This is a genomic window from Pseudomonas sp. QS1027, from assembly GCF_002814235.1.
GTDB lineage: Bacteria > Pseudomonadota > Gammaproteobacteria > Pseudomonadales > Pseudomonadaceae > Aquipseudomonas.
Map to the genome: position 1 here is coordinate 145,257 of NZ_PHSU01000019.1, position 11,381 is coordinate 156,637.

Consider the following 11,381-nt stretch of genomic DNA (forward strand, 5'->3'; position numbering starts at 1 on the left):
AGTTTCATTATTAGACAGAATGGTTTGAAAAACATTGTTCTGCGCGCGACCGTTCAAAGGGGTAACGGTTCCACTTGAGTTAAACCATCGGATCAATGGACTGTTCGCGGAGCCTATGTGCTTCAGCGAACAGATCATCTGCCGGCGATCAATCAAACTCGGGACATGGGATTGCCAGGTAGCGGTCCCTCGTTACATACCGATGGGCCCCGTGCAGCCGAGCGACTGAGTTATATCCCGGGCTGCGCACTCACTCCGAAGGACACTTATCCATGCTCACTCACTTCAAGGTCGCCGGGCATCTCGCCTGCGGCCATCATGGCGACAACCTCACCTCCACTGTCGAACTTGCCCGTGTGAAATGCCGCAGCTGTCGTGGTACCGATGCATTCAAGGCGGCTCGTAAAGATGCGCGCAATGCAGCGCGCCGATCCGCGCGAAAAGCCAAGGGGATGCGTGGCGTCAACGGCTGGCGCATTTCCTGGCAGGAAAGACTCACTGCACTGCCAGGGCTGCAGAGACTGCCACGGGGATTCCAGGGGCAACCCTTCGTGTGATGGCGTACAGAGCATGGCGGCGATCAGGAGCAGAATAAAAATAATAACAGAGCAGTCTTCGCTGCAGCAGGCATGACCATGAACGCAATGACCGATTCAGCCCTGGTACTGCGCATCAACGCGCAGTGCCACCCACTACTGCGTTATCTTCATAAGCTCAGTGGTGTGCGTTATCTGGCGGTTTGTGAGGTGGTCGGCAGCTATGAACTGAGCCCTGTCAGTGGCCGTGCAAGACACGTGACCGACAGGGAGTTGGCCAATGCGGAAGTCTGGGAGCGATTGCCTTGAGCAATAGCCCTGCTAACCCAGTTGGTCGATCATCACCGCGTTGCTATAGACCAGACTGCCGTCACTCTCGCGATGTCCGACCAGATGAAACTGTCCACGTTGGTCCCGTGTGCTCAAATAGACACGGAACTGACAATCGGATAACGGACCGCATTCCTGCGGCATGATCAGCTCCATCCGACTCATGTCGACATCCACCATGATTTCCGCTTCGTGGGTCTTGTTCAGGCGCTCTTCCGCCTGTTCCAGGCGCAGATGGTCAGCGACGCTGACGTGGAAATGGATTTGCCCCAATTCCACGGGTTTACTGGTTTCGCTGGTCTTGTACCAGCCTTCGATGGTCAGGGTATTCATGACGAACCTTCCTGGCGCGTACGCCAGGGTTACATGCCCCAGAGGCGGGGCATGGAGGGTCTAACGTTTGATCAGCGAAATCTTGGTGCCTTCGATGCTGACGCCCGCCATCAGGCCCTGCTGGTCAAAGACAAACGCATAGGCATCGTCCTTCAAGGTCGAGGTCGACAGGTTTTTCGAGATTCCCTGGTCAACCAGGACGACGGTAGGGCCGACACCGACTTCCCAGCCTTTGGTTTCACGGACGTAGTTGACCGCTTTGTCAGTCATCAGGAACACCGCATAGGCATAAGACTGGGCGCCGGCCTGCAGTCCCCATGAACCGGTCACGGAGTTATAGTAACCGTCCACTTTCGGGCCGCTGAACATGACCCCTTCACCATAACTGCCACCAAATACCAGGCCGGCTTTGATGACTTTAGGGAATACCAATATAGCCTTGGCCCGGTGCGAGATGGTTTCGGCAAATGGATGAGCTTTGTAGAGTATTTGCAACGCCTGTCGGGAGTCTCTGTTCAGATCCTCGGCGGTGGCGGCGCTTGCATTATTGAGCAACCCCGTGGAAAGCAGTGACAGGGTTGCAGCGCCGATAAAGAGAAGTGAGCGTAGTGAAGAGGTCATGGTTGTACTCCAATGCCAGTGATACGGATGAACAAAGTCATTGCGATGGCCCTGCTCGTGGCCGTATCTGCGATCATCCGATCATGACTCGGCCACGGCCGACCTTTGATCAGGTTAGGAGCCGCTACCGACCCATGTCTGTTCGGTAGCGCACAACACACTTCACATCAATGAAATCTATCCGCGACTTCGTGGCGCTCCCCGCGCTCACTGCGAAACAGTTTATCGGCGGTCTTTTTCTGATCGGCGGAAAGCGTGCCGTACAACGCGCTGAATGAAGTGGCAAGCTTGTGCAGATTGTCCGCGTGCATCTGGGCCAGCCTGGCATAGGACTGCATCGCGTCATCGGCATTCAGCGAGGGCAGCTTCTGCGCCTGATCCAGGTAGGCTTTATCGGTGCCATGTGCATTGTCACGCATGGTTTTCGCATAGGCCTCCCACTGGACGGACTGCTTGTCGGTGATCTTCAGTTTGGCGTGCAGTTCGTTGATCCGTTTTTCTACCAGGTCTTCGTATTTTTTGGCATGACGGGCGGCTGCCTGTGAGACAGCGTCAGAGCTGCTCGCTGCCATCGTCGGTGCCGAGAAAGAAGCGCTGAGGGCGGCCAGCATCAACACGGCGGGCAGGGCCGCTTTGAATGCGAAGTTTTTCATATTCGTCTATCCGGATTAAAAGGGCGGCATCTATGTCGCCAACCTTACCACTAAGCGCGGCAGCGAACCGACGAACTGTCGATGATATGTCATCGTTCCTTACCCGGCATTCAGGGATTTTGCTGTGCCAACAACACTTGCCCATGGCAATGAGAGCAGCCGCTAATCCGTTGCACTGGAGAACGATCACATGAAACGCACGAGCCTATGGATCCTGATACTTTCTGGCGCCCTGCTGTTGGGGGGCTGTTGGCCTTTTTGGCATGATGGCGGACACGGTGGCGGGCGTGACCATGGCCGTTACTACGGTGACGAGCGAGGAGGGAGTCAGGAATATCGCGGGTAGGTCCACGGCAAGAGGACGGGTAAAGACCCGCCCTCTTGCCCATGTGGCTGGGGTAAGGCTGACCCCCAGGGTCAGCTGTTGAGTTTTTTCGGGTACGAATCCAGCAGTACCTTGTCCTGGAGGCCATCCAGGGTTTCCTTCAAGCGCGCAACGCCCGATGACGTCTTGTCCGCTGTCTCCGGGTGCAATGCCTGTTCCAGCACATTCAGGAAGCTCTGGGTTTTCGATGTGTTGACCGGAGTCGACGTCTGGCTCACCAGGTGGCCCATCACGTATTTGGAGATATGTGTGGTTTGGCTGGCCGACTGGGTCACCGACGCATTGGTCAACTCACCGTCTTTGTAGCCGATATTGGTCTGGCTGCTGGCTTGGTCGTCGACCTGGTAGAACAGGTAGTTCTGCGATTCCGCGTTGGTGGACAGCTTCAGCTTCTGGCCCCCGGACAGCGCCTGGTGATAGCTGGCGGTCAGGCTCGATTGCTGGTCCTGCTTAATGGAGCGATTCTGCGGATCACTGCCTGTGAGTCGAGTGGTCTGGGACACGTTATAAGCAAAGGTATCCCGCTCGCTGGGACGCATCGGGTTGCTTGACTGGCTTGTCTGCGTCATCGACGCGGAGAAGTCCGCCAGGCCGCTCAACAGCTTGCGGTCCAGATTGGTGGGTGCCAGTGGATCGACGGTTGCCGGCGTGGAGGTCGCACGGGTGGCGGGATAGTTGCTGTTCAGGGAGGAGAACGCATCCTTGAACATCGACATCAGATCGCGGTCGGCGTGACCTCGGGCGGCAGCCGCATCGATCTGCTTGAGGTAGCTCTGCAGGGCCTTGGCCTGTTGGCTGGCATTACCGAGAATCGCCTGGCTCTTCAGGTCCACGGACAGTTGCAGATCACCCGAAGGGCCGCTCATGTTCACCGAACGTTTCTGGTTGTCGGCGTGGAACTCCAGGGTCTGGACGCTGTTGTCGCCCAGCTTGAGCTTGGTGCTCAGGTCGACCGACGAAAACACCTTCGAATCGAACTGGGTCAGGGCATCCAGCTTCAGTTGAGGCGGCTCGGCGGTCAAACCATCGATCGCCGACTGGAAGCCTTTGGCCATTTTTTCCAGGGCCGCACTTTCTTCAGTCGTGAGGTCGCCGCCTTCCACCTGGGCCTGCACGGCCATTCCATCGTCCTGGTTTGACAGGCTCAAGGTCACGGTTTTACCGCTGGCGGTCTTGAGGGTCAGGCTGATCGTGCTGTCGGCATTGCTGCCGTGCAGCTTGGCTTGCGCGGCCGCAAGCTCGGCGGCGTTGAGCGGTTTGCTGCCGGACTGCTGGATAACCGATTGCGAGATGTTCTTCTTGCCATCGGCCAACTGCGACAGCAACGCCGCACCCAGACCGGCAAAGCGCGAGGCATTGGAGTTGGAGCTGCTGCTGAAGTTGCCGCCCATCGTGAACGACACCTTGTCCAGCGGGCTGCTTTCCCAGGCAGGTTGCAGCGCGGCGTTAGGCAAGGCTCCACGGGCATTGTAGGTGTTGATTTCGACCACATTGGTCTGGCCGAGAATCACGGTGGCGGCCGGTGCGGAAACAGCAGCGGTTGTTGCGACAGACTGGACGCCAGCCGGCTGATTACCTACAAGCGGGGAAGGGTTCAGCGTCAAAACATTGATCGACGATATCCCTGTCATGGAACCTCCTGGAGCAAGAGAATTATTCTATGTACAGGAGTGTATCGACGACGACACAAATAACTTTAGGGTGTCTTTGGCAGACCGGAGAACTTTTGTCCAGTGCACTGAACCCTTGTCATAGCGGGATTCAGGAAGCTGTCCCCGGATACCGCGTCTCCATCACGATCGACAGCGCATCGGGCCGCCAGAATTCCTGGTCGAATTCCACCGGCTGGTTGGCTTCGCCGAAGTTCAGGCGTTCCAGGTAGACGCTGGTGGAACCCACCGACAGTTGCAGCAACTGCGCCTGTTCCTCGTTGACCGTGCCGATATGCATCTCCAGCTCGCAACGCGACTGCACCCGCGAAAAGCGCTCGCGCAGCAGGCGGGTGAGAGAGGTGTTCAAGTCTTCTTCCAGCAGGCCCGGGCACCAGCTGGCCAGCAAGGCGTTGAATTCCAGCAAGACCGGGCGTCGGTCGATCCAGCGTCGGCGTTGCAGGAAGAACACCGGCTCGTCCGCCGAGTCCAGGCCCATGCGCTTGGCCAGCCAGGCTCCAGCCGGTTGCAGGCGGGCCTGCAGGCATTCGGTTTTCGGTATACGACCCTGGCTGCTGACGTAGTCCATGAAACCGGTGATGCGGGTCGGGTCATAACGGATGCGTTGCGGGCTGACAAACCAGCCCCGGCGATTTTCCCGGTACACCAGGCCTTCCGCTTCCAGCTGTTGCAGTGCCTGGCGCAAGGTCACGCGGGTACAGCCGAAGCGCTCGATCATGTCGCGTTCGGAAGGAAACTTTTCATTGGCCGGTGGAGTACCGGCGCTGATGTCTCTGGCGATCTCGTCGCGGATCCGCAGGTAATGCGGTGATAAGGGATCGAAAGGCATTCAGGGGGACCGCCGGTTGGTCGCAAGAGACCGCGGCGCCTGGAGGGCAGGCGCCGGGTGTAAGGTGCCTACACTAACGAATCAGCTCGCCGCTCGTCGAGTCCGCCGACCCTGGGAGGGACGGCTGTTCCTGGGACTTCAGGTCCTGCTGCCAGGCCCGCAGGCCATAGATCGCCAGCACCACGAAGCCGGCGTACAGCGCGGCGGTCAGTTGCAGGTCCTTGAACAGGAACAGGCCGACGTAGATCACGTCCAGCACGATCCATAGCCACCAGCTGGCGACATACTTGCGCGCCGCCCAGACACTGGCCACCAGGCTGAAGGCGGTGAGCGAGGCGTCGACCCACGGCACCGCTGCATCGGTAAAGTGGACCATCAGGCCCCCCAGCAGCGCCGCGCCAACGGCGCCGCTGAGCAGGCCGAGCAGGCCTTCGCGCAGGGACAAACGGGCCACATGGACCTTGCCCTCGCTCAGCCCGCCCTGGCTCCAGCGCCACCAGCCATAACCCTGCAACACGGCGAAGATGCCTTGCAGCAGCGTGTCGGAATACAGTTTGGCATCGTAGAAAATCCAGGCGTAAAGCAGCACGGCAACGACGCTGACCGGCCAGCACCAGCGAATACGCCGGGCCGTGAGCCAGACGCCGAGAACATTGACCAGTACTGCGATGATTTCAAGTGTGGACATGCAGGGTTCCTCAACGGAAACAGTAGGGACACGCAATCAGAAATTGATCGATGCGCTCAGTCGTGCGGTCAGCGGGGCGCCCTGGAACAGGTAGGCGTCGCCTTCGTATTCACCGGCATCACGCCAGTAGCGTTTGTCGAACAGGTTGTCCACGGTCAGTCGAAAAACCGTGTCATAGCCTTCGATGCGGGTGCTGTAGCGGCTGCCGATATTGAAGATGGCGTAGGCGCTGGTGGCTACCGAGCCTTCGCGATTGGCGTATTTGCTGCCACTGTATTGAACCCCGCCGAGCAATGCCAGGCCATCGAACCAGGGCAGGGCGTAGTCGCCGGAGAGGCTGGCGCGCAGCCTCGGGACGTTGATTGCCTGATGCCCTTCATAGGCCGGCGTGCCGCTGCCGGTAACCCGTGCCTGAATCGCCGCGACGCTGGCCGCCACCTGCAGGCGCTGGGTCGCCCAGCCATTGGCCGAGAGTTCCAGGCCGGTGTTCTTCTGTTCGCCCTGTTGGGTGAACGTGAAGCTGCCGTCGTCATTGGGCTTGGAATATTGATAGGCCTGGCGGATCTGGAACAGCGCCGCGGCCAGGCTGATCCGTTGCCAGTCGTACTTGACCCCGGCCTCGATCTGCCGCGAGACCGTCGGCGCGAGGATTTCGAAGGCATTGGTGGCGAACCACGGTGCTTCGCCGCCCAGTGACAACCCCTTGCTGTAGCGGGTGTAGAGCGACAGGTTCTCGATGGGCTTGTAGATCAGGGCGGCCGAAGGCAGGAACACATATTCCTGGGTATGCCGGGTGGTGGTGCCCTGTTCGTCGAAGGTTCTTTCGTCGAGGCGTACTTCGCGTCCACCGAGGATGGTCTGCCACTGCTCGTTCAGGCTGATCCGGTCATTGAAGAACAGCCCGTACTGGCGGCTGTCCAGGTGTCGGTAGGAGGGCCCGATCGGTCCGTCGTAGCGTGGGAACTGCTCTGGATCGCTGTCGATATTGCCGCTGCCGATCAACTCGTTGATCGGGTCGTGCTGGTCGACGATACGACGAAACGCACTGGTCCCCACCGTCAGGTCATGGCCGAGGAAACCGCTGTCGAAACGACCATTGAGGGACGCCTGGAGCTCATCGTTGCGGTGGGTTTCGTCGGGGCTGCGATAGTCGTAGATATCGTAGCCGCCCTCGGGACTGAAGTGATTGTAGGTCCCGTCCGCGGAGCCCCAGGCGAACGAACTGTAGTCGTCGATCACCACGCGGCTGCGGGAGGCACTGAGGCTGCCTTTCCAGCGATCATTGAAGTGGTATTCGAACAAACCATTGAGGTTCAGCGAGTCGTTGGTGACCGGTGGCGAGCCGATCTGGTAGCCCAGCAGCCTTCTCGGTGACGCGTCGTGGGGCAGCTCGGTGCCGCCGAGCAACTGGTAGCCGGGGGCCGAGCGCTGCTGCTTGGTCTGATACTCGGCGTCCAGTTGCAGGACGGCATCAGGGTTGATGTTCCAGTCGAGGGCCAGGGAGGCGAAGTCGCGCTGGCCATTGGTGTGCTCGACATAGGACTGGATATCTTCATGGGCGACGTTGACCCGTAGCCCCAGCTGCTGCTCGGCGCCGAACCAGTCGCCGACATCGGCGGCCAGGTAACCGCTGCCCTGGTCATCGGTGGACACGGTGACCGAACGCACGGGTGCCGGTCGCTTGGTCACGTAGTTGACCAACCCGCCGGGTTCGCTGACGCCGCTTTCCAGCCCGGCAAGCCCCTTGAGCAATTCCACCTGCTGCTTGTTCTCCAGCCCGACGTTCTGTTCGCCGGTGATGCTGCGGCCGTTGATCCGGTAGCTGTTGGCGGCGTTCAGCGAGAAGCCGCGCACCACGAAGTTCTCGTAGTAACCGACCGGTGCATAGCTGTCGCCCACCGAGGCGTCGTTGCGCAGCACTTCGCTGAGCAGACGCGCCTGCTGGTCCTTGATCAGGGCGTCGGTGACCACTGAAATCGACGCCGGCGTGTCGAGCAGGGGCGCTGTGCCGAAGCCGCTGACCGACGCGCTGCCGGCGTTATAGCCGGAGTTGTCCTCGCCGACGACGGTGACCGGCGCCAGTTCGGTATCGGCGGCATGGGCCGCTGGCAGGCTGCCGGCGATCAGCAGGCCGAGGGTCAAGAGATTGAGCGCGAACCGCGGGGCGGACTCTCCCGGGGGAGGCGTCCGGTAAAACCTATTCATGCAAAGCTCCTCGACGACGACTGTCCCCCCGACAGCGAAATTCCGGGCGCAGGGGCCCAGACGCTCTCGGGAAAGAGTCGTTCTGTTAAGACTGGAAAAAAAGCGGTGTGCCCTGGGGCGTCAGGCCGGAGTTGCTCCGGTGGTCATTGGCAGTTCTGAATCCGCGGCCCATTCTTGAAGCGAGCCATCATACAGGAGCACGTTGTCGCGTCCGACCTTCGCCAGCGCCAAAGCCACCGCCGCGGCGGAAATACCGCCACCGCAATAGAGCACCAGGGGTTCATCCGAGGTGAGCAGTTCGAGACCGATCGCCTTCTTCAGCGGCTCGTTTTCCAGGTAGCGGCCCTGTTCGTCCAGCAGTTGTCGGGCCGGCAGATTGTGGCTGCCGGGGATATGCCCGCGCCGTGCGTAACGGCTGGGGGCGGAACCGTCGAACAGGGCCGCGGACAGGGCGCAGACCAGCTTTCCCGGACGTTCACCCGCGAGCACCGACTGCACACCTTGGCGGTCAATCCAGAAACCGGGCCGTTGTTCCAGAGGCAGGGTTTCGGCGGCCCGGGGCGTTTCATCACCCTGGTGCTCCGGCAATCCGGCGGCCCGCCAGGCCTTGAAGCCACCGTCCAAGACGCGGGCATGCAGGCCCACTGCGCGTAGCATCCACCACAGGCGTGCGGCCCAGAAACCGTCGGCCCGGTCATAGATCACCACCTGGCTGTTGGCGTTGATGCCCAGTTTCGCCAGGGCTTGGGCCAGTGACTCGGCAGGGGGCAGGGCGAAGCTGAAAGTGGCTTGGGGATCGGCCAGGTCTTCCATCAGGTCGGCATGCACGGCACCGGGAATATGTGCCTGCAACCAACCGGCCCGACCACTGCTTGCGCGATAGTCCATGTCGAAGCGCGGTGTCGGCAGTTCGACCGTGGCGTCGAGGATGTTCAACGTTGTGTGGCTCATCAGGGTCGCGAGTGCTTCGGGGCTGATCAACAGCGGCGGCGATACCTGGCTCATGTCCTGCTGCTCCGTGGTGAAGGATTGGCCCGCTCGCGCAGGTGCCCGAGCAACGCCTGGCCCTGGCTGTCGGCGAACCAGCGCGCATGGCCGATCAGGTAAGTGTGATACGCCACATCGGCACTTGCGCTGGAACCGACTACACCCTGGAAATAAGCCACTTCGGACAGCGCGAAATCCACATGCACCACCGGCAGAAGGGCAACCAGCGTCCTTATATCGTCTGCCGACAAGGGCCTGGCGCTACGATAGCCGGCCAGCAGGGCGTCGACCTGATCGAGAAAGGCCGGGGCATCGCCGCCGCTGTCCAGGTCCAGCCAGGGAATGCAGCTGCGTTCGATGGCGGTGGCCAGGTCGAACAGGGCGAAGGTGCGGTCGGCCAGGCCGAAGTCGAGCACGCCGCTCACTTGTGCATCGGCTGCCCCGGTGCTCCAGAGCAGATTGGAGCCGTGCCAGTCGTTGTGGGTCCAGAGCGGCGTCTGGCGGGCCAGATGGGGTTGCAGCTCTCGATGCCAGGGCAACAGCAGCGGCAGCAATTCGTCCTGCCAGTCGCGTCGGCCCAGATATTCGAGCAATGCCGGGGTGCGCTGCACAGCGCTGCGCAGGTCCGCCGCCGGATCGTTGCCGGCGAGCAGCTTGAAGTTGGCCAGCAACACCTGGGCCTCGCGCGCCGGCGCCTGATAGTCCTCGGCGGCCCGATGCAGCCGGGCCAGGGACGCTCCCGCCGACCAGGCCTGGGCCTCGCTCAGGAAAGGTGTCCAGGACAGGGCGTCGCGGTAAAGGTCATGTCCCTCGGCTGCGGCATGTACTTCGTAGGTCCATTCGCCCTGGGCGACAGCGGTCTGCCCCTCGCGGTTGGCCAGTACTTGGGTAACTGGCACGTCACGCGTTCGCAAATGCGCCATGAACCGGTGTTCTTCGCTCAGCCAGGCCGGTGTGCGAACACTGGAGTGATGGCGTTTGACGAAGACCGTTTCGGCGGTGGTTCGCACCAGGCAGGCGGCGGAAAAAGGCCGTGGGCTGTGCCAGGTGAGGTCCAGCGGCGTTCCCACTTGCCCATAGCCACTCAGCAGGCTGGCCACGTCATCGGCGCTCAGCGCCGGCCAATCGGCGGCCACCGGTTCAAGACCCAGGCCGTGGGCGTTCAACGCCTTGAGCGCGGCCATCAGACAGGCTCCGGCAGGAATACATTGCTGGTCGCCTGGCGCCAGGCCTGGGCATTGTCCAGCACGCCATTTTCCTGCAACCAGTGGGCGTAGGGCTCAAGCAGCTCATCCCGTTGCCGGCCCCAGGTGCCCTCATGCAGCCAGGTCGGCGCGATCTTGTGCAGGGACTGCTCCAGCAATTCACTGGGGAAGTAGGGCGTGACACGTTCGTAGGCTTGCAGGGCGCTGACGGGATCGGCGGCGGCGGCCAGATAGCCGCGCTCGCTGGCGGCGAGAAAGGCGCGGGTCAATTCCGGTTCGGCTTCCAGGGTCTCTTCGTGGGCACCCAGCAGATAGCTGTGGTAGGCCGGCGCACCGATCTCATCGACCGGCCAGACCACCCGCCGTTCGGTGGCGACCGGACTGCTCATCAGCGCCTCCCAGGCCCAGTAGCCGCCGAAGCTGGCATCGGCGATCCCTTCGGCCAATTGCTCGGGACGCAGCTCTCGGGTGCCGCTGTCCACCAGGATCAGCGCATCGGGATCGCCACCGTCAACCCGCACCAGGTGCCGGACCATCGCCAGGCCCCGAGGTGTCGGATTCAGCGCCAGGCGCCGACCGGCCAGGTCCCGTGGCCGCTGGATGCCGGAGTCGGTCAGGGTCTGGATCGATTCCAGGCCCTGATGATTGATCGCCGCGATCCCGCGCAGCGGTTGCCCCAGGGCACGACGCACCAACAGGCGATTGCTGGGAAAGACACCGAAATGCACGGCCTTGGTCAACAGATGATCGAGGGTATCGCCGCGCCACGGGTCGTGGACCACCAGCTCGACGTCGAGTCCAGCCTCCTGATACCAGCCGCGTTCACGGGCCAGATACAGCCCCGCCGAATTTGGCCATGGATGAAAGTACTCCAGCATTACCCTGACAGAAACCATCGTGCTCGACTCCAGCCTCGGTTCCGCTCAGGACCGAGGCAAC

General features: G+C 61.4%; 12 protein-coding genes. 2 read left to right on the top strand and 10 right to left on the bottom strand.

Annotated features, from left to right (window positions below; all coding sequences use genetic code 11):
- The first annotated feature begins 272 nt into the window (after positions 1-272).
- A complete protein-coding gene (locus CWE01_RS18390) occupies positions 273-557 on the top strand; it encodes a hypothetical protein (protein ID WP_100941961.1) in 285 nt (94 codons plus the stop codon).
- 87 nt (positions 558-644) lie between these two features.
- Positions 645-845 (top strand): hypothetical protein, encoded by a 201-nt coding sequence (locus CWE01_RS18395; RefSeq protein ID WP_100941962.1) that lies wholly within the window; start codon positions 645-647, stop codon positions 843-845.
- 12 nt (positions 846-857) lie between these two features.
- Here the strand turns inward: CWE01_RS18395 and CWE01_RS18400 are convergent, their stop codons facing one another.
- The 10 genes from CWE01_RS18400 to CWE01_RS18445 all read right to left on the bottom strand — a co-directional run bounded on the left by CWE01_RS18400 (position 858) and on the right by CWE01_RS18445 (position 11,338).
- Complete coding sequence (locus CWE01_RS18400) at positions 858-1,199, bottom strand: hypothetical protein (protein ID WP_100941963.1); 342 nt, start codon at positions 1,197-1,199, stop codon at positions 858-860.
- A 60-nt stretch (positions 1,200-1,259) separates the two neighbouring features.
- Positions 1,260-1,820, bottom strand: coding sequence for a YSC84-related protein (locus CWE01_RS18405; RefSeq protein ID WP_100941964.1), 561 nt, complete (start codon positions 1,818-1,820; stop codon positions 1,260-1,262).
- Between the two features lie 167 nt (positions 1,821-1,987).
- Positions 1,988-2,473 (bottom strand): Spy/CpxP family protein refolding chaperone, encoded by a 486-nt coding sequence (locus tag CWE01_RS18410; protein WP_100941965.1) that lies wholly within the window; start codon positions 2,471-2,473, stop codon positions 1,988-1,990.
- A gap of 417 nt (positions 2,474-2,890) precedes the next feature.
- On the bottom strand, positions 2,891-4,489 hold the full coding sequence (locus tag CWE01_RS18415; RefSeq protein ID WP_256579379.1) for a lactate dehydrogenase: 1,599 nt from the start codon (positions 4,487-4,489) through the stop codon (positions 2,891-2,893).
- Between the two features lie 130 nt (positions 4,490-4,619).
- Positions 4,620-5,357, bottom strand: coding sequence for a UTRA domain-containing protein (locus tag CWE01_RS18420; RefSeq protein ID WP_100941966.1), 738 nt, complete (start codon positions 5,355-5,357; stop codon positions 4,620-4,622).
- A gap of 73 nt (positions 5,358-5,430) precedes the next feature.
- Positions 5,431-6,045, bottom strand: coding sequence for a nicotinamide riboside transporter PnuC (gene pnuC / locus CWE01_RS18425; RefSeq protein WP_100941967.1), 615 nt, complete (start codon positions 6,043-6,045; stop codon positions 5,431-5,433).
- A gap of 36 nt (positions 6,046-6,081) precedes the next feature.
- Positions 6,082-8,250 carry a TonB-dependent siderophore receptor gene (locus tag CWE01_RS18430; RefSeq protein ID WP_100941968.1) on the bottom strand — a complete coding sequence of 723 codons (2,169 nt, stop codon included), beginning with the start codon at positions 8,248-8,250 and terminating at the stop codon, positions 6,082-6,084.
- Between the two features lie 120 nt (positions 8,251-8,370).
- The gene (locus CWE01_RS18435; RefSeq protein ID WP_100941969.1) at positions 8,371-9,255 is read right to left on the bottom strand and encodes a sulfurtransferase; all 885 of its coding nucleotides are present in this window, start codon (positions 9,253-9,255) and stop codon (positions 8,371-8,373) included.
- Positions 9,252-10,421: a phosphotransferase enzyme family protein gene (locus CWE01_RS18440; protein ID WP_100941970.1), complete on the bottom strand. Its 1,170-nt coding sequence runs from the start codon at positions 10,419-10,421 to the stop codon at positions 9,252-9,254. Before CWE01_RS18440 ends, CWE01_RS18435 begins: the two co-directional genes overlap by 4 nt.
- Positions 10,421-11,338 (bottom strand): ABC transporter substrate-binding protein, encoded by a 918-nt coding sequence (locus CWE01_RS18445; protein ID WP_100941971.1) that lies wholly within the window; start codon positions 11,336-11,338, stop codon positions 10,421-10,423. Before CWE01_RS18445 ends, CWE01_RS18440 begins: the two co-directional genes overlap by 1 nt.
- Between the last annotated feature and the right edge of the window lie 43 nt (positions 11,339-11,381).